The sequence below is a fragment of the Azospirillum ramasamyi genome, assembly GCF_003233655.1.
In the GTDB taxonomy this organism is placed as follows: Bacteria; Pseudomonadota; Alphaproteobacteria; order Azospirillales; family Azospirillaceae; genus Azospirillum; species Azospirillum ramasamyi.
This window is the reverse complement of record NZ_CP029829.1, coordinates 1,831,520-1,850,011: the sequence shown is the minus strand read 5'-3', so window position 1 is coordinate 1,850,011 and position 18,492 is coordinate 1,831,520. Positions and strand designations below refer to the sequence as shown.

16 protein-coding genes are annotated in these 18,492 nt (G+C 69.0%); 6 read left to right on the top strand and 10 right to left on the bottom strand.

What is annotated here, in order from left to right; translation table 11 throughout:
- Positions 1 to 4 precede the first annotated feature (4 nt).
- The 3 genes from DM194_RS08625 to DM194_RS08615 form a co-directional block, all read right to left on the bottom strand.
- The gene (locus DM194_RS08625; protein ID WP_111066940.1) at positions 5 to 901 is read right to left on the bottom strand and encodes a glycine--tRNA ligase subunit alpha; all 897 of its coding nucleotides are present in this window, start codon (positions 899 to 901) and stop codon (positions 5 to 7) included.
- Positions 902 to 1,033: 132 nt separating this feature from the next.
- A complete protein-coding gene (locus DM194_RS08620; protein WP_246024326.1) occupies positions 1,034 to 1,312 on the bottom strand; it encodes a hypothetical protein in 279 nt (92 codons plus the stop codon).
- Between the two features lie 119 nt (positions 1,313 to 1,431).
- Positions 1,432 to 1,881, bottom strand: coding sequence for a hypothetical protein (locus DM194_RS08615; RefSeq protein WP_111066938.1), 450 nt, complete (start codon positions 1,879 to 1,881; stop codon positions 1,432 to 1,434).
- A 348-nt stretch (positions 1,882 to 2,229) separates the two neighbouring features.
- On the opposite strand from DM194_RS08615, the gene DM194_RS08610 reads away from it, so the two are divergent.
- From DM194_RS08610 to moeB, 6 genes are all read left to right on the top strand, one after another.
- Positions 2,230 to 2,784 (top strand): GNAT family N-acetyltransferase, encoded by a 555-nt coding sequence (locus DM194_RS08610; RefSeq protein WP_111067854.1) that lies wholly within the window; start codon positions 2,230 to 2,232, stop codon positions 2,782 to 2,784.
- A 318-nt stretch (positions 2,785 to 3,102) separates the two neighbouring features.
- Positions 3,103 to 4,269, top strand: a complete 1,167-nt coding sequence (locus DM194_RS08605) for a hypothetical protein (protein WP_111066937.1) — start codon at positions 3,103 to 3,105, stop codon at positions 4,267 to 4,269.
- Positions 4,270 to 4,391: 122 nt separating this feature from the next.
- On the top strand, positions 4,392 to 5,708 hold the full coding sequence (locus DM194_RS08600; RefSeq protein ID WP_111066936.1) for a YcaO-like family protein: 1,317 nt from the start codon (positions 4,392 to 4,394) through the stop codon (positions 5,706 to 5,708).
- A complete protein-coding gene (locus DM194_RS08595) occupies positions 5,705 to 7,132 on the top strand; it encodes a TfuA-like protein (RefSeq protein WP_111066935.1) in 1,428 nt (475 codons plus the stop codon). Before DM194_RS08600 ends, DM194_RS08595 begins: the two co-directional genes overlap by 4 nt.
- Positions 7,129 to 7,413, top strand: coding sequence for a MoaD/ThiS family protein (locus tag DM194_RS08590; protein WP_162629987.1), 285 nt, complete (start codon positions 7,129 to 7,131; stop codon positions 7,411 to 7,413). Before DM194_RS08595 ends, DM194_RS08590 begins: the two co-directional genes overlap by 4 nt.
- Positions 7,414 to 7,426: 13 nt before the next feature.
- Entirely contained in the window at positions 7,427 to 8,584 is a 1,158-nt protein-coding gene (gene moeB / locus DM194_RS08585; RefSeq protein ID WP_111066934.1) for a molybdopterin-synthase adenylyltransferase MoeB, read from the top strand.
- 79 nt (positions 8,585 to 8,663) lie between these two features.
- On the opposite strand, the gene DM194_RS08580 is transcribed toward moeB, so the two are convergent.
- The 7 genes from DM194_RS08580 to DM194_RS08550 form a co-directional block, all read right to left on the bottom strand.
- Complete coding sequence (locus tag DM194_RS08580) at positions 8,664 to 9,059, bottom strand: response regulator (protein WP_111066933.1); 396 nt, start codon at positions 9,057 to 9,059, stop codon at positions 8,664 to 8,666.
- On the bottom strand, positions 9,056 to 10,777 hold the full coding sequence (locus tag DM194_RS08575) for a PAS domain-containing sensor histidine kinase (protein ID WP_111066931.1): 1,722 nt from the start codon (positions 10,775 to 10,777) through the stop codon (positions 9,056 to 9,058). The genes DM194_RS08580 and DM194_RS08575 overlap by 4 nt, the downstream gene beginning before the upstream one ends.
- Before the next feature lie 111 nt (positions 10,778 to 10,888).
- On the bottom strand, positions 10,889 to 12,556 hold the full coding sequence (locus DM194_RS08570) for an ATP-binding protein (protein ID WP_111066929.1): 1,668 nt from the start codon (positions 12,554 to 12,556) through the stop codon (positions 10,889 to 10,891).
- Positions 12,557 to 12,811: 255 nt separating this feature from the next.
- The gene (locus DM194_RS08565; RefSeq protein WP_111066927.1) at positions 12,812 to 15,616 is read right to left on the bottom strand and encodes a sensor histidine kinase; all 2,805 of its coding nucleotides are present in this window, start codon (positions 15,614 to 15,616) and stop codon (positions 12,812 to 12,814) included.
- A 15-nt stretch (positions 15,617 to 15,631) separates the two neighbouring features.
- The gene (locus tag DM194_RS08560) at positions 15,632 to 15,847 is read right to left on the bottom strand and encodes a hypothetical protein (RefSeq protein ID WP_111066925.1); all 216 of its coding nucleotides are present in this window, start codon (positions 15,845 to 15,847) and stop codon (positions 15,632 to 15,634) included.
- On the bottom strand, positions 15,844 to 18,054 hold the full coding sequence (locus DM194_RS08555) for a 3'-5' exonuclease (RefSeq protein ID WP_246024151.1): 2,211 nt from the start codon (positions 18,052 to 18,054) through the stop codon (positions 15,844 to 15,846). Before DM194_RS08555 ends, DM194_RS08560 begins: the two co-directional genes overlap by 4 nt.
- Complete coding sequence (locus tag DM194_RS08550) at positions 18,051 to 18,449, bottom strand: response regulator transcription factor (RefSeq protein ID WP_111066923.1); 399 nt, start codon at positions 18,447 to 18,449, stop codon at positions 18,051 to 18,053. Before DM194_RS08550 ends, DM194_RS08555 begins: the two co-directional genes overlap by 4 nt.
- Positions 18,450 to 18,492 lie beyond the last annotated feature (43 nt).

Genomic DNA, 18,492 nt, shown 5'->3' with positions numbered 1-18,492 from the left:
GGGATTACTTCGCCCCCGTCCAGGCTTCGCAGCAGGCCTTGGCCAGCGCGCGCACGCGGCCGATATAGGCGGCGCGCTCGACAACGCTGATCACGCCGCGGGCGTCCAGCAGGTTGAACAGATGGGAGGCCTTGATGCACTGGTCATAGGCGGGCAGCGCGAGGTTCTGCGCCACCAGCGCCTGGCATTCGGCCTCGGCGTCCTTGAAATGCTGGAGCAGCATGTCGGTGTTGGCGAACTCGAAATTGTGCTTCGAGTATTCGACCTCGGCGCGCTTGAATACGTCGCCGTACTTCACGCCCTGGCCGTTGAAGTCCAGGTCGTAGACGTTCTCGACGCCCTGCACATACATGGCGAGGCGTTCCAGGCCGTAGGTCAGCTCGACCGCGACCGGGTCGCATTCGATGCCGCCGACCTGCTGGAAATAGGTGTACTGCGTCACTTCCATGCCGTCGCACCACACTTCCCAGCCCAGGCCCCAGGCGCCCAGGGTCGGGCTTTCCCAGTCGTCCTCGACGAAGCGGATGTCGTGCAGCGCCGGGTCGATGCCGATGGCGCGCAGGCTTTCCAGGTACAGCTCCTGCGCGTTGGCCGGCGAGGGCTTCATGATGACCTGGTACTGGTAATAGTGCTGCAGGCGGTTCGGGTTCTCGCCATAGCGGCCGTCCTTCGGGCGGCGCGACGGCTGGACATAGGCCGCCTTCCAGGGATCGGGGCCCAGCGCGCGCAGCGTGGTCGCGGGGTGGAAGGTGCCGGCGCCGACCTCCATGTCGTAGGGCTGCAGGATCACGCAACCCTGCTCCGACCAGAACTGGTGGAGCTTGAGGATCAGGGCCTGGAACGACAGGCCGCGGCGGTCGGCGGAATTCCCGCCGTCGGAAGTCCCGATCTGGGAGGCCATGGACGGTCCACAATAGAAATGTTGAAAACGCGCCGCACGATAGGCGGGCGCCACCGTCAAATCAAGCCGCAGCGCGGCGGATCGCGCCGCCGCGGCGTCATGCCGGGGGCGGGGGCAGGGCGCGTCGTGCCGTCAGCGGCCGTAGGGGCAGGCCGGACGGCCGCAGGACACGGCGGAGCGTGGGGCGACATAGGCGCCGCATTCCGGGCATTTCTCCATGTCCTCCGCTTCCGCGGCGGCATAGGGCTTGGCTTCGCGCGGCGACGGGCCGGCGGCGGGATCGCGGCGGCCGTCGGTACGGCGGGGGGTGTTGCGGGCGCGGCTGATCGCCTGGATGCGGTTGATCCAGCGCCAGCCGAACCACACGGCGCCGATCACCAGCGCAAGGAGAAGTATCTTGGACAAGGACATCATCGCCGGCTACCCGTCTGCTCTTGCGCGCATACAGCCCGCGGGCGACGGGAAGTCAAGGAAATAGGGGCGGGAAGGACCGCCGTCCCGGATGGGGGCGGTCCCGCCGGTTCGGTCGCTTACTTCGCGGCGACGGCCGGGCGCCAGCTGTAGACCGGGGTGACGCCGTAGGTGCGGGTCATGTCGGCCTGCCGCAGGCTGCGCACCAGAACCTCCGAGCCGCTGGCGACACGCACGTCGGTGCCCAGCAGGCCGCAATCCTCCGGCACGACGTTGACGCACTGGCTGGCGTCCACACGGGTCAGCACGATGTCGAAGGGCAGGCCGTTGAGGGCGTAGACGCCGAGCAGGCCGGGGGCGGAGGTCGCCGTGCGCAGGGTGATCACGCCGGCGGGCAGCGCGCGGTCGCTTTCTGCGGTCGGGCGCTGGTTATGGCTTTCGTCCCACACGGGCTGGCCCGAGGAATCCAGCTTGGACTGGGCCGCGGCACCGCCGCTGAAGCCGGCGACGGCCAGGGTCGCGCTGCCTACCGCCGCCAGGGCCAGGATCGCCATCCGAAACCGCAACATCGTTGTACTCCGTACTTGTCTCAGTGCCTTTGGTCCGCCCGGCTACGCAGGGCAGCCGGGCATCGCACCATTATATGGGATGCGATACGCACCGTCGCCTTAGCCCAGAAAGCCTAGGGAGTTCGGTTAAGGCCGCGCTGCGCAAAGGGTGGTGCCGGCAGTTCGCTCTGGACGCAGGTTTGATGCTTGTGAATGATAATTCTTCCGGCCGTTGATGAAGCCAATGCCGTCAACATGTTTCAGTTGTAAATGATCCGCGCATCATTTTTTCCGTGTATTTTATGAAAAGGTATTCTCGGCATGGCTGCGCTTTTTGCTGAGGGTCGAGTCGGTGGGATGATGGCCTCCATGGATGAACCGATTCTGGAAACCGCTCGTCTGATCCTGCGGCCGACCCGGGCGGAGGATTTCGATGGCTGGGCGGCGATGATGACCGATCCGGACGCGACCGAGTTCATCGGCGGCCTGCAATCGCGCCCCGTCGCCTGGCGCGGCTTCCTGTCGATGGCGGGCGCCTGGTCGATCCAGGGCTTCGCCATGTTCTCCGTCATCGAGAAGGAGAGCGGCCGCTGGGTCGGCCGGGTCGGGCCCTGGGTGCCGGATGGATGGCCGGGGCCGGAGGTCGGCTGGGCGATCATGCGGGACTGCTGGGGACGCGGCTATGCGGTCGAGAGTGCCGTCGCGGCCATCGACTGGGTGTTCGACAATCTCGGCTGGACCGAGGTCATCCACACCATCCATCCCCGCAACACGGCCTCGCAGCGGGTTGCGCGCAGGCTGGGGGCCGAGGTGCGCGGAACCACTCTGCTGCCTGAACCTGTCAAGCCGCCGGAGGCGGACATCTGGCACCAGACGCGCGAGGAATGGCGGGCGCGGAGGCGGGCGGCCGTACCGGCCGGCTGAGGCCGCTTTTCCGTCCGAGTCGCGGCCCGCGACACCCAATGTCCCCCCATATGTATGCGTTTGAAGCGGTCGCATCGCTCCCGATGACGATTGCGGCCCATGATCGGGGGCCGCTGCGCCTGTTCTGCGCCATCTGCGTGCCTCACGGCCGTCTCAGGGCCGGGTCAGGCTCGGCATGGACGTTAAATTTCGATACTGCGCATAGATTCTTATCTGTTTAGCTGGAATTTTTAATTATTGCCTATGCTAATGGTTTAGTTGTTGTAACCAATTCGCAGCAATCCTTATTGGCTGACCGATTGCAGGAGGGGCCCGAAAATGGCCAAGGAACAGGCACTCGCCCTCATTAAGCGTCTCGCCACCGACGGCGAATTCCGTAATCAGCTGAACGCCCTCGATATTCAGGGCAAACAGGCGCTGCTGGCGCAGAGCGGCTTCGGCGGGGTTCTTCCCGACCATGTCCGCAGCGCCGCCGCCGATGCCTTCAATTCCTTGACCGGCAAGGAGAGCGGCTTGGACAGCGGCGTGGCGGTCGAATCGATTGCCACGGCTGCTTCCGCTTCGGCCACATCGGCCTCGGCGACTTCCGCTTCGGCGACTTCCGCCTCGGCGACTTCAGCCTCGGCCACCTCGGCTTCGGCTACCTCCGCGTCGGCGTCTCCTGCACCCGCCTTCTCGGCCTCTGCGCAGTCGGCCTCTGCGGTTCCGACCCCGGTGGCCTTCTCGGCGGTCGCTGCTCCGGCATCCGCCTTCTCGGCTGCGGCGCAGTCGGCGTCCGCGGTTCCGGCTCCGGCCTTCTCGGCGGTCGCCGCTCCGGCATCCGCCTTCTCGGCTGCGGCGCAGTCGGCGTCCGCGGTTCCGGCCCCGGCCTTCTCGGCGGTCGCCGCTCCGGCATCCGCCTTCTCGGCTGCGGCGCAGTCGGCGTCCGCGGTTCCGACCCCGGTGGCCTTCTCGGCGGTCGCCGCTCCGGCATCCGCCTTCTCGGCTGCGGCGCAGTCAGCGTCCGCGGTTCCGGCCCCGGCCTTCTCGGCGGTCGCCGCTCCGGCATCCGCCTTCTCGGCTGCGGCGCAATCGGCGTCCGCGGTTCCGGCTCCGGCCTTCTCGGCGGTCGCCGCTCCGGCGTCCGCCTTCTCGGCTGCGGCGCAGTCGGCGTCCGCGGTTCCGGCCCCGGCCTTCTCGGCGGTCGCCGCTCCGGCATCCGCCTTCTCGGCTGCGGCGCAGTCAGCGTCCGCGGTTCCGGCCCCGGCCTTCTCGGCGGTCGCCGCTCCGGCATCCGCCTTCTCGGCTGCGGCGCAATCGGCGTCCGCGGTTCCGGCTCCGGCCTTCTCGGCGGTCGCCGCTCCGGCCTCTGCTCACTCCGCGTCGGCGATGTCCGCGTCGGCGACTTCTGCGTCGGCCACCTCCGCCGCGGCCACTCCGGGGGCGTCGGCCTCCGCGTCGCAGGGGCCTGCGGCGGCGAGCGACGACCCCACGACCGAGGCGTGATAGGATGAAGGCCGGCCGTTCCTGCGGGAGACGGCCGGCCCCGCCCCTCGGTGTCCCGCACTCCGCGGGATTGCATTCCAACTCCCCCGAACCGGCCGGAGCCGCGAGTCCTGACCCATCCCATGGCTGACAGCGCATCGCCCGATACCGTCTATCCGGAGTTTCCCGGCATTCGCCTGGGCGACACCGTCCACCGCGCCGCCAAGCGCTTCTTCCTAGGCACCCACCGCACGGCGACGCCGGAAGAGACGCTGGCCCGCATCTCGCCCCATTTCGCCCGCTGCGGCATCACGCGGCTGGCCGACGTGACCGGGCTGGACCGCCTGGGCATCCACACCGTCATCGGGCACCGGCCGAACAGTCCGACCCTATCGGGCAGCGCCGGAAAGGGCTTCAGCCTCGCCGCCGCGACCGTTTCCGCCGCGATGGAGGCGATCGAGTTCCACCATGCCGAGCATCTGCGCCTGCCCCATGTCGAGGCGGCGTGGAACGACCTGCCGGCGGATGGCCGCATCCCGCTGGACCGGCTGCCGGGGACCAAGCACGGCGCCTTCCGCCCCGACCGGCCGGAAATCTGGACCTGGGGCTGGGATCTGATGAGCGGCCGTCCGGTCGCCGCGCCCTGGACCTCGGTCGGGCTGCACAGCATGCCGCCGGGCACCAAGCCGGGCGCCCGCAGCTTCTACGCCATGGGCACCAACGGGCTGGCCAGCGGCAACCATATCCTGGAGGCGATCGCCGCCGGCCTTTACGAGGTGATCGAGCGCGATTCCGTCGCCTGTTGGCGCTATGCCGGCGACCGGCTGAACTGGCCGACGCCGCGGGTCGATCTGGCCAGCATCGACGCGCCGTCCGTCCGCGATCTGCTGCACCGCTTCGAGTTGGCCGGTATCCGTCCGCTGCTGTTCGACGTCACCACGGACATGGGCGTGCCGAGCTACATGGCCATCGTTTATGACCGCGAACTGCGCAAGACCGGCATGAACCGCGGCTATGGCAGCCATCTGGAGCCGGCGGTCGCCATGTGCCGCGCCCTGACCGAAGCGGTGCAGTCGCGGCTGGTCCTGATCGCCGGATCGCGCGACGACTTCTTCCGCCGCGATCTGGTCCGCAACCAGAATGCCGACGGCAGTGCCGAGATCGCGGCGCTGGAGGCGACGCCGATCAACACCGATGGCCGGCGCCACCTCAACCATGCCACCCCGACCTTCGAAGGCGACATCACCATCCTGTTGACCGTGCTGCGCCGCGCCGGGATCGGGCAGGCGCTCGTCTTCGACCTGACCCTGCCGGAGATCGGCATTCCGGTGGTGCGCGTGCTGGTGCCGGGGCTGGAAGGCTATCAGTTCGACTTCTACACTCCGGGTGCGCGTCCGCTGGCTTTCGCGGAGGCGCTGAAGGCGCACGCATCGCAGGCGCAAGTGGGATCGGTGGCATGAAGATCTGTGTGTTCCTGGGGCCCACCATGCCGGTGGAGGATGCCCGTGCCATCCTGCCGGGGGCGGTCTTTCTGCCGCCGGCGGCGCAGGCCGACATCATCAGCGCCATGACCATCCACCGGCCGGACGTGATCGCCCTGATCGACGGGGTGTTCGGCCAGTCGCTGTCGGTCTGGCACAAGGAAATCCTTTATGCCCTGCACAAGGGCGTGGCGGTCTACGGCGCGTCCAGCATGGGCGCCTTGCGGGCGGCCGAATGCCATCCATTCGGCATGGTGCCGGTCGGCGAGGTGGCCCGCGGCTATATCGACGGCCGGCTGACCGGTGACGACGAGGTGGCGCTGGCCCATGCCGGGCCGGAAGACGGCTGGTTCCCGCTGTCGGAGCCGCTGGTGAACCTGCGTGCGAGCATGGCCGCGGCGCTGGCCGCCGATGCGGTGGACCGGAGCCTGCACGACCGGGTGATCGCCGCCGCGAAGGCGCTGTACTTCACCGAACGCACCCGCGACCGCGTCCTTGCCGAGGCCGGGCTGAGCCGGGAGGAGACCGACCGGCTGGAACGCTTCCTGGAAACCGGCGCGGTCGACCAGAAGCGCCGCGACGCGGAGGTTCTGCTCGGCCATCTCGCCAGCCTGATCACGCCGCCGCGGCCGGCGCCCTTCGACTTCAACGCGTCCCATTACTTCGACGTGCTGTACGAGCGCGACCGCCGCGTCTGCCATGGCGGCAACACCGTGCCGCTGTCTGAGATCGCGTCCCACGCCGCCCTGCACCGGGCCGACTTCGCCGAGATCAACAATGCCGCACTCGGCCGCCTGCTGATCCGCCAGTTCGCCGAGGTCATGGGCGTCACGGTGGACGAGGCGGCGGTGCGCAAGGAAACCCAACGTTTCTGCGCCATGCGCGGCCTAGCCGGGGCGGAGGCGCTGGCCGACTGGTGCCGGCGCAACGACCTGACCGATGCCGAGTTCAGCGAGTTGATGACCGAACTGGCCATCGAGCGGGCGATGCGGCTGTGGCTGATCCCGCGCCGTTTCCTGGCGCGCACGACCAAGCCGGTGCTGAACGAGTTGCGGCTGCGCGGGCTTTATGAGTCCACCGCCGAGGAGGCGGCGCTGGTCGACCGGGTGATGGAGCTGCATTTCGGTGATGCCAGCCGCCAGCCCAAGGAAACGGTGGAACAGTTGCTGGCCGAGCATGTCGCCAACACCGCCTGCCGGGTCGATGCGCCGGCCGACGTCTGGTCCTATGAATATGGTTTCAAGGATCTGCTGGATCTGCGCATCGACCTGATGCGGGCCAAGCAGGTGCGCGACCTGTTCCGCCAATTGGCGGTGGAGGCGGAGGCGGTGCTGGCCCAGACCCAGACCCAGGCCGAGGCGGCGTCTCGGGAGCCGGTGCCGGAAGAGGAGATACAGACGTGACGACCGCAGAGGTGACCATCCGCCTGCCGACCCCGTTGCGCGGATTCGTCGGCGGGCGCGATCAGGTGACGGTGCCGGGTGCCACGGTGCGCGAGGCGCTGTCGACGCTGACCGCCGGGCAGGACGCCTTCCGTGACCGGCTGTTCACCGCCGAAGGCGAGTTGCGCCGTTTCGTGAACGTCTATCTCGGCCGGGACGACGTGCGGCGGCTGGGCGGGCTGGAGGCGGCCTTGCCGGCCGGCGCCACCCTGACCCTGATGGTCGCCCTGGCGGGCGGTTGAGGAGCGTCTCGACATGAGCTTGAAGGACCGGCGCCTTGCCGATCTGCGCGCCCGCATCGCGGAGGTGACCGCCGCCGACGCGCTCGCCCTGCAACGGGACGGCGCCGTGCTCGTCGATGTCCGCGAGGATGAGGAGACGGCGACAGGCAGCCCCGCCGGAGCGCTCCGCCTGCCGCGCGGCTTCCTGGAACTGCGGATCGAGGAGAAGGCTCCCGACCCGGCGTGCCCCGTCCTGCTGATGTGCGCCGGCGGCACCCGGTCGCTGTTCGCGGCGGAGGATCTTCTGCGGCTGGGCTATGAGGATGTGCGGTCGGTCGCCGGCGGCTTTTCCGCCTGGAAGGCCGCGGGTCTGCCGGTGGAGGTGCCGCCGCAGTTCGACGCCGCCCAGCGCGAGCGCTACCGCCGCCACCTGACCATGCCGGAGGTGGGGGAGGCCGGTCAGCACAGGCTGCTGCGCAGCCGCGTGGCGCTGATCGGCGCCGGCGGGCTGGGATCGCCGATCGCGCTCTATCTCGCCGCCGCGGGGGTCGGCCGCCTGACCCTGATCGACGACGACCGGGTGGAGCGCAGCAACCTGCAGCGCCAGATCCTCCATGCCGAAAGCCGGCTGGGCCAGCGCAAGGTGGAAAGCGGCCGCGCCGCCCTGCTCGACCTCAACCCGACCATCGAGGTGGTGTCGCACGACACGCGGCTGGAGGCCGCCAATGTGCTGGACCTGCTGGCCGGGCACGATGTCGTGGTCGACGGGTCCGACAACCTGCCGACGCGCTACCTGGTCAACGACGCCTGCCTGCGGCTGGGTGTGCCGAACGTCTATGGCGCGATCTTCCGCTTCGAGGGGCAGGTGTCGGTGTTCGGCGGCGCCGCGCCGGGGCTGCGGCCCTGCTATCGCTGCCTGTTCCCGGAACCGCCGCCGGCCGAATACGCGCCGTCCTGCGCCGAGGCCGGCGTGCTGGGCGTGCTGCCCGGCGTGATCGGCACCATCATGGCGGCCGAGACGATCAAGCTGCTGTTGGGCCTGGGCGAACCGCTGGCCGGCCGCCTGCTGCTCTATGACGGCCTGCGCGGCGAGTTCAACGAGATCGCGGTTCCGGCCGATCCGGACTGCCCGTCCTGTTCGGCGGGCGCACGGCCGGAGTTGAGCGACATCGCGGCGGTCTGTGCGGGATGACGCAAGGGTCGGCTGATTCCAGCGGCTTAACGATTGCCTTGGATGTGTGCTTCACTTGAAGCCGCTGACGGGGAGGGCGTTAAGCCGCCGTCTTCTGGACGATGACGCTCTGGACCAGCTTTTTCAGGGCGACGAAATCGACGGGCTTGGTCACAAGCTCGGTCGCGCCGATGTCCAGCGCGCGCTGGCGGTTTTCGGTGTCGCCATAGGCGGTGACCATGATGACCGGCACCTGCGGGGCGTCCGCGCGGAGGCGCTGCAGAAAGTCAAGCCCACTCATGCCGGGCATATTGATATCGCTCAGGACAAGAACAGCCTCCGGTTGCAGGCCGGTGGACAAGCATTCGAGCGCCTCCTCTCCAGAAGAAGCGAAATGAAGGGCCAGTTCTCCACGGCGCAATTCTGCGCGAAAGCGCTGACGGAACAGATCCTCGATATCCGGTTCGTCATCGACGACGAGGATTCCCAGGGTCATGTCTTTCGGCGCTCCCCTAGCGACATAGCCGTCACGGTTCGTGGCAGCGTGATCGTAAACTCGGAGTGCTCATTTTCGATGCTGAATACGTCGAAACGGCCTCTGTGCTGATGTACCACGATGTCATAGCTGAGCGAAAGTCCTAAGCCGGTTCCCTCGCCGGTGGGCTTCGTGGTGAAAAAAGGCGTGAACAGTTTATCGATCACGGCGGGTGACATGCCGACGCCATTGTCGTGAATTATTATTGAGACCTCAGTTCCTCTCGCTTCGGTTGAAACCGTCAGAGTCGGTTCGTAAACCGGATCGCCGCTGGTCAGCTGCCGCTTGCGGATCGCGTAAAAGCTGTTCGTGAACAGGTTGACCAGGACACGCGACATGTCCTGCGGAACCAGTTTCACCTCACCCACATCCCCGGCGAATCGACGCTCCAACGTGGCATTGAAGTTACGGTCCTGGGCGCGTACGGCGTGGTAGGACAGCGACAGCGCCTCTTCCACCAAAGCGTTCAGGTCGGTCGTCTGCCATTCGCCGCCGCCGCCGCGCGAATGGGCCAGCATGCTCTTGACGATGTTGTCGGCGCGCCGGCCATGGTCGGCGATCTTGCGCAGGTTGCTCTGCAGGTTGCCGACCAGTTCGTCCACGTCGGCGCGGGTCGCATCGTCCAGATGGTCGTTCAGCGGCTCCAGCAGCGCCAGCGTCTCGTCCAGCAACTCTTCCGACAGTTCGGCGAAGTTGTTGACGAAGTTCAGCGGGTTCTTCAGCTCGTGGGCGATGCCCGCGGTGAGCTGGCCGAGCGATGCCATCTTCTCCTGCACGATCAGCTGCTGCTGGGTCTCGCGCAGCTCCTTCAGGATCGCTTCGGCCCGCTCCTTGGCCTCCCGCAATTCATCCTCGATGCGCTTGCGGTCGGTGATGTCGTGCTGGGTGATGACGTAACCGCCGTCGGCGCGCGGTGCGGTGCGGATGTCCAGGATGCGGCCGTTCGTCGGCACCTGGCGTTCGGAATTGATGACGCCCTTGACCAGGAAGCGGGTACACAGCTCCGCCACTGTCTCCTCGCAGGGCACGTCGCCGTAATCGCCGCGCCGGTGATTGTAATAGAGCGTCTCGGCCACCGGGGTGCCGGGGGGGAACATGCCGGGGGGATAGTCCCACAGCCGGAAATACTCGCTGTTGGCCCCTTCCAGGCGCAGGTCGCGGTCCAGCATCAGCACGCCGTTGGGCATGGCGTCGATGGCCGCCTGCAGCAATTGCCCCTGATGCGGCACCTCGGCATTGGCGGCCTCGGGACGCATCTGGGTCAGCATCTCCATCACCGCGGGGGTGCCGCCCCAATCCACGGGCTCCAGCAACTGGTCGAACCACTGGATGCTGGTGTCGGCGCGGTGGCGCTTGATGCGGCGGGCCAGCGGCTGGGCCGGACTTTCCAGGCAACGGGCATAGGCGTTGCGCTCCGCCAGACGGGCATCGTCCGGGACCAGAGCCATGACATCGGGCAGGGCCATCACCTGTTCGGCCGACTGGTAGCCCAGCAGGCGGGCCAGTGTGCCGCTGCAATGGAGGATCACGCCGTCGCGGTGGACGATCAGGCCCGGCATCGCCGCGACCAGCTGGTCATGGTAGAGCCGCGCCCGGTCCAGAGAATGCGCCACCGACTCCTCCGGGGAATAGGACGACAGCGGGGGCAGGGATCGCAGCAACTCGGTCTTGTCATGCATGGGCAAGGATCCCGAAGATGTCGTCCACAGGGCTTCTGCCGGCTCCTGCCGGTTACCGGGCAGGATCAGGGTGCGGCAGGATGAGGGCCTGCAAGATCAGGGGCCACGGGATCAGGGCGCATCCAGCGGCAGCCGCAGGACGACGCTGGTTCCGCAGCCGAGCTCGCTGTCGATGTCGATCTCGCCGCCGAGCTTGCCGGTCACCAGATTGAACACGGCGTAGAGCCCCAGCCCCATGCTGCCGGCACCGCGGCGGGTGGTGGTGAAGGGCTGGAACAGCCGCGGCCGGATGTCGGCCGGGATGCCGCGGCCGTTGTCGGACACGCGCAGTTCCACCCGGTCCTCTTCCAGCATCCGCACCGAAACCGTTACCTTGCCGCCGGGCCGGCGGGCGGTCGCATCCTCCAGCATCCCATACCCGGCATCCGCGCCGATGTCGGCGGCCGCCGGCGCCTGATCGAAGGCATGGGCGAAGGCGTTGGTCAGCAGGGCCAGCAGCACCTCGGTCAGCGCGCCGGGATAGGTGTCCAGCGCCAGCCCGTCCGGGCAGTCGAGGGACAGCTGGTGCCCCGCCGCCGACGCCTGCACCTGCACCGCCAGCACGATGTCCGACAGGTAGTCGCGCAGGCCGACGCGGCTGCGCGGCGAATTGGCCTTGCCCTCCGTCACCAGCTTCAGGCTCTGGATCAGGGCGGCGGCGCGTTCGATGTTGGCGACCAGCAGGGTGGAAACCTCGCTGGCCGTACCGACATAGTCCTGGAAGTCGCTCTTGCGCAGCTGGCCGCCGTTGAAGGTCATGATGATCGCTTCCGACGCCGTCTGCAGATGGGTGGCGGCGGTCAGCGCGATGCCGACGGGCGTGTTGATCTCGTGTGCGACCGCGGCGATCAGCTGGGCGATCACCGCCATCTTCTCCGCCCGGATCAGGTCGGACTGCATGCGCTCCAGATCGGCCAGGGCCTGTTCGGCCGAATCCTTGGCGCTGCGCAACGCCTCCGCCTGCACCTTGCGTTCGGTGATGTCGTAGAGCCAGACGATGAAGACGGGCTGGTTCTCGTAGGTGGTGCGGTCGACGGACATCGCCATCCACACCGTCCGCCCGTCCTTGCGCAAGAAGTGGATTTCGTCCGCCGCGGGCACGGCCCCGGGCGGGCGGTCGGGCAGCCTTTCCTGCACATGGCGGAACAGGGTGGGGGAGCAGCATTGCTGCATCGCCTCCGCCGGCACGCCGAACAGGTCGGTGCAGCGCTGGTTGCTGTAGAGCAGCTCGCCGGCTTCGGTGATGATCGACACGCCGATGGGGCTGCCGTCCAGCACCCGGCGCAGGCGGGCGGCCTGGGCGCGCGACGCGGCTTCCGCCGTCCTGGTTTCCTGCAGTGCGTCGCGCAGCCGCCGCACGGCGCGGCAGGCCTCCAGCGTCTTGTGGATGGTGGCTTCCAAATCGCCGAAATCGATGGGCTTTATGATGAAGTCGAAGGCGCCGCGGTTCATCGCCGCCCGCACGTTGCCCAGGTCGCCATAGGCCGAGACCATCACCGCGCGGATGTCGGCATTCACCTGCGGCAGATGGTCGAGCAGCGTCAGCCCGTCCATCCCCGGCATGTTGATGTCGCTCAGCACCATGTCGATGTCGGGCTGGGCGCGCAGGGTTTCCAGCGCCTCCTGCCCGTCATGGGCGAACAGGAACTCCAGTTCACCGGCCCGGACGGCGCGACGGAAACGCTGCATGATCAGCGTTTCGACGTCCCTCTCGTCGTCGACAACCAGAATCTTTCCCATCCCGCCTTCCTACCGCCAACCCGCCCGGCCCGTGCCGCAACCGGATCCGGGCGCACCACCATATGCGTGGATAGCCCATACGGGAAGCACCGTGGCGTACGGTGCCCCACCGGTTGCATGGCACTGTGGCCGCAAGCCTGGATCAGGCTGCATGACGGCAATCCCCCAATCGATCATCACGATCGGCCGGCCGGGAGGATAACACGGGATTGCAACGCGGCGAGATGGTTGTGAATGATAATTATACGGGTTCGATCAATCGGCGACGCTCCGTGGCGGCCGCGCATCGGGGAGCGGATCGGCAGGCTGTGCGGCAAGCGGTTCCGCTAGCTGCCCCGCAAGCGGCAGGGTGAACCAGAAGGCGGCTCCCTTGCCCGATTCGGCGTCGAGCCCGGCGGGAGCGTCCTCCACCCCGATCCGGCCGCCCAGATGCTCGACGATGCGCTTGGCGATGGCGAGTCCCAGGCCGGTGCCGGCCGGCTTGCCCGTCAGCATGTCGCCGGCCTGGCGGAAACGGTCGAACACGATGTTGCGGTCCTTCCGCGCCACCCCCGGGCCGCTGTCGATCACGGTGATTCGCAGCGCGTCCCCGTCCAGCTTCGCCTCCAGCCGGGTCCGGCCGTCGGCGGGCGTGAATTTCGCGGCGTTGGACAACAGGTTCACCACCACCTGGATCACCCGGTCCTCGTCGCCGCGCACCGGCGGCAGGTTGCCGGGGATGTCCACCGACAGGACGATGCCGCGCTCCCGGAACAGCGCTTCCGTCGCCGCGACCGCCTGGGTCAGCAGAAGGGCCGGGTCGATCACCCCGATCCGCCAGTCGAGCGCGCCGGCCTCGATCTTCGCCATGTCGAGCACCTGGTTGATCAGGCGGGTCAGCCGCTCGCTCTCCTTGATGATGACGGCCAGGAACTCCTGCCGCTGTTCGGTTTCCAGGTCGGGATCGTCGTGCAGGATCTCGCTGAGGGCGCGAATCGAGGTCAGCGGCGTGCGAAGCTCATGCGTCACCGTCGACAGGAAATCGTCCTTCAGCCGGTCGAGTTCGGTCAGCCGGTCGTTGGCGGCGCGCAGCGCGTCGGTGGCGCGCTCCAGCTCCGCCGTCTTCAGCTCCAGCTGGCGGCTGTGGGCGATGACGTCGCTGGTTTCGTCCAGCATGCGCAGAAGCTCGGCCGCCTCGACCGCCCCCGCCGAAACGGAGGAGGCGAGCGCCACCCGCGCCGACGCCCCGCCGATGGCACCGGCCAGCAGCCGTTCGGCCAGCCGCAGCCGTTCCGGTCCCGCCGGCTCGTCCGGGTCGGCGCCAGCGAAAGCCTGTTCGGCGCGTTGCGGGCCGAGGAACCGGGCGACCACGCGGGTCAGATCGCCGACGCTGGCAGCGCTGCGCCAGTCCGCCGGGGAGGTCGGCGGCATGGCGGCGGCGCCCGGCTCGAACACGTCGACGAAGGCGGCTGCCTGCGCCCGCTCCGCCGCGTCCGGCCGGTCGAACAGCGACAGCCCGACATAGGCGCCGATGTTGGCGAGCGCGCTCCAGAACAAGGCGTGGGCCAGCGGATCCCAGCCCTCCAGCCCGAACAGGGCATAGGGACGCAGCGCCGCGATGCCCCACGGCCCGTCGGCGATGAAGCTGGTGGGCAGCCAGCCCGACCGCGCGAAGCTGGGCAGCAGCAGCGTGTAGGCCCAGACCAGCGTGCCGGCCGCCACCCCGGCGATGGCGCCGCGCCGGGTCGCTCCGCGCCAATAGAGCCCGCCGATCAGGGCCGGGGCGAACTGCGCCACCGCCGCGAAGGAGATCAGCCCGATCGACACCAGCGCATAGGCCGACCCCGCCAGCCGGTGATAGCCGTAGCCGAACATCAGGATCGCGACGATGGCGACCCGCCGGATCGTCAGCAGCAGCGGCGCCGGATCGGCCGAGCGGGCCAGCGCCGCCGGCCGGAAACGCAGCAGCGCCGGCACCACGAGGTCGTTGCACAGCATGGTGGAGAGCGCGACCGACTCCACCACGATCATCCCCGCCGCCGCCGACAATCCGCCGAGGAAGGCCAGCAGGGCCAGCCACTCCGCCCCGCCATGCAGGGGCAGGGCGACCATGAACAGGTCCGGGTCGATCCGCTCGCCGAAGGTCAGCAATCCCGACAGCGCCACCGGCAGGACGAACAGGTTGATCAGCAGAAGATAGAGCGGGAACAGCCAGATGGCGCGGTCGAGCTGGCGTTCGTTGACCGATTCGATGACCATCACCTGGAACTGGCGCGGCAGGCACAGCATCGCCGCCGCCGACAGGATGATGGTGGTGACCCACACGCCGGAGGCCGCCCCTTCCAGCGCGATGTCCCCGCCGAACAGCCGGGCGAGATCCGGGCGGGCGCCGGCGGCGGCGAACAGCGTGTCCAGCCCGCCGTGCAGGCCCCAGACCACAAAGATGCCGACCGCCAGGAAGGCGACCAGCTTCACCAGCGATTCAAGCGCGATTGCCGCGACCATGCCGGGGTGATGCTCCGCCGCGTCGATCTGGCGGGCGCCGAAGACGACGGCGAACAGCGCCATCACCGCCGCGATCAGGAATCCCTGGTCGAGAAAAAGGGCATGGGTCGTTTCCACCCCGCCGCCGGTCAGCGCGTCGAAGCTGACGGCGACCGCCTTCAGCTGCAAGGCGATGTAGGGGGTGACGCCGACGGTGGCGGTCAGCGCCACCAGCCCGCCCAGCAGGGGGCTGTGGCCGTAGCGCCTGGACAGGAAATCGGCGATGGAGGTGATGCGCTGCGCCTTGGCGATGCGCAGGATCTTGCGCAGCAGCAGCGGGGCCAGCAGCATCAGCAGGGTGGGGCCGAGATAGACCGGCAGGAAGCCGATCCCCAGCGTCGCCGCCCGCCCGACCGAACCGTAGAAGGTCCAGGTCGTGCAGTAGACCGCCAGGGACAGGGCGAAGATGGTAGGGGAGGCGATGACGCTGCGCCCCGCCGCCTCGCGCCGGTCGGCCCAATGGGCGATGGCGAACAGGGCGGACAGGTAGGCCAGCGCGACGACCAGGACCGTGCCCCAATCGAGCCCGACGCCCATGCCGCCCCCCACTTCCTACCGGGTCCGGCTGGCGAGCGCCGCCAGCAGGATCACCGCCGCCCAGATGCCGAAGACGCCGGCATAGAGGACCGGCACTCCAAGAACCGTGCCCTCCACCCCGAACAGGTCGAGCAGCGGCGGGCTGAACAGCACGGCGGCCAGCAGGAACAGCCCGGCCATGCGCTCCGTGCGGCGGGGGGCGGGCGGTTCCTCGCGGGACGGCGCGGTCAAAAGGCGCGTTCCCGGGCGGCGAGTTCGACCAGGATGTTGGCGCCGCGGATGGCGTCGTCCAGCGTCCGCACGTCGCGTTCGCGCAGCATCTCGATCATGCGCAGGAAGACCGCGGCGGTGACCAGGCTGTCGCCCAGCGCGGTGTGGCGGTCGACCACCTCGATGCCCAGCCGCTCGGCGATGCCGTCCAGCGTGTGGTCGCCGTCATTGCCCAGCAGCATGCGCGACAGCAGCATGGTGTCCAGCACCGGGCAGTCGAAGCAGACGCCCGCCGCCCGTTCCTTCATCTTCAGGAATTTCAGGTCGAAGGCGGCGTTGTGCGCCACCAGCACCGCGCCGGAGACGAAGCCGCGGAACTGGGGCAGCACGGCGTCGATGGTCGGCTGGCCGGCGACCATGCCGTCGGTGATGCCGTGGAAGGGGACCGATTCCGGCGGGATTGGCCGCTTCGGGTCGACCAGCGTGTTGAAGGTCTCGCCGGTCAGGATGCGCCCGCCGACGACGCGGACGGCGGCGATCTGGATGATCTCGTCGCCGGTGCTGGGCGACAGGCCGGTGGTCTCGGTGTCGAACACCACGTAATGCAGCCGGTCGAGCGGCGTGCGGCCGAGCTCGCTGGTCGCCAGCGGCTGGTGCAGCAGTCCGAAGTCGAAGAATTCCGGCCGGGCGCCGGCCCGCGGCCGCGGCAGGGCGGAGCGCGGCGACTGCGCCGGCGGCAGCGGCACGCGCAGCCGCGCGCGCATCGCGGTCCCGTTGGAGGTTGCAAGCGGCTCGCTCCAGGCGGTGCTGCGGTGATGCTGCAGCACGTCGCCGGCGCTGAGGCCCCCCAGCCCGCCGGGCAGGGTCTGTTCCAGCCAGCCGTCCAGCGTGGCGCTGGGCACCGCCGGCCCCTCCCACACCAGATCCAGATAGACCCAGCGGTCCCCGTCCTGCGGGCCGGCGGCCTCCAGGTCGAAGGCGGTGGCGCCGGTCAGGTGGTGAACCTTCTCGATCAGGTAGGCGAACAGCAGGACCAGCCCATGGCTGTCGCCATGGACCCATTGCGGCAGGCCGGTCAGCGTGACCGTGGTGGGGGATTCGGTCCCGACCCGGTGGGCGACGAGGCCGATCAGGTTGTTGGAGTGGATGTCGCTCATCGGCCAGCTGCCGGTGACGATGCTGCGGTAGGCGGCGGTCACCTGCTCCAGCCGGCGGGACAGGCTGTCGCAGGAGTCCAGCATCGCGCTTTCGAAAGCCGCACGGTCGCCGGGTCCGAGGTCCGGCGCGTCGTACAGGGTCTCCACCGCGGCGCGCAGGTTGGCGATCGGCGCGCGGAACCCCTCCGTCGCCTCGCGCAGCAGGGCGTCGCGTTGGCCCAGCGCCGCCAGTTCGCTGGTGGCGTCGGACAGGGTCAGCACATAACCTGTGATGATCGGGCCGTTGATGCCCGGCGTCTCGTCCGATCCCGGTTCCGGGTCCTGCAGGATGGCGCTCATGCGGCCTTCCAGCAGGATGCGGCCGTCGGTGGTGGCGCCGACGAACTGGGCGGTGGTGCCGTGCTCGTGATTGATGTGGCGGCCTTCGCGCACGCGCAGGGAGAGCCGTTCCAGCGTGTGGGTCAGCGGCTCCGCCACCACGAAATGCAGCAGCGAGCGGCCGAGCCCCAGCTCCCCCGTCAGGTGAAGGATGTCGAGGGCGGTCTGGTTGTAGAGCAGGATCTGGTGCCGGGTGTTGCAGACCAGGACGCCTTCATGCAGGTCGCGCAGCACGGCGGCGAGCTGGGTCTTCTGCTCCTCCGCCTTGGCCGTCGACTCGGCCACCGTGCGGGCGATGTCGCGGCGGACCAGGGCCAGCTTGTCCGACAGATCGTTGACCGCGCGGGCGATCGGCTGCAGGTCGCCGTAGCGCGCCAGCGGCACCCGGCCGCCGACCGCGCCTTCCGCATTGCCGTGGGCGATCAGCCCCGCCTCCCGGCTCAGCGTTTCGGCGGCGCGCAGCAGGTAGCGGTCGACCGCCAGCCACAGCCCCCATACCGCCGCCGCGCAGGCCGCCGTCATCACCACGGCATAGGTCAGCAGCGGATCGGCGGCATCCGACCCGCGCACCGCCATCGCCAGCCCGACCGATAACGCCACCAGGCCCAGCCCGGCGGCACGGAATGCCAGCGGGATCATCCGCCGGGGCCGGGGCTGGGGCTGGGGGGCCGGGGTGGCCGCGGACCCGGTCACGGCGCCGGCTCCGCCCCGCCGGCCGCCGGCAGGCCGAGATGGCGGCGGACGGTGGTCAGCAGGTCGCGGGTGGAGAAGGGCTTGGTGATGTAGTCGGTGGCGCCCAGCGCCAGCCCCTTCTGCCGTTCGACGTCGCGGCTGCGCGCCGTCAGCATGATGATGGGCAGGGATTTCCAGGCCGGGTTGGTCCGCAGGGTCTGGCAGACGTCGAAGCCGTCGCGCTTCGGCATCATGGCGTCGAGCAGGATCAGGTCGGGGGTGAAGTTCTCCACCGAGCGGAGCGCCTCGTCCCCGTCGCGGGCGATGCGCACGTCGAACCCGGCGCGCTGCATGAGGACCTGGAGCGACAGGACGATGCTGGGTTCGTCGTCGACGACCAGAATGGTCGGCTTCATGGCGGGGCGTCCTCCGGTGCGCCGGTCTGCTGCCGGCTTCCCA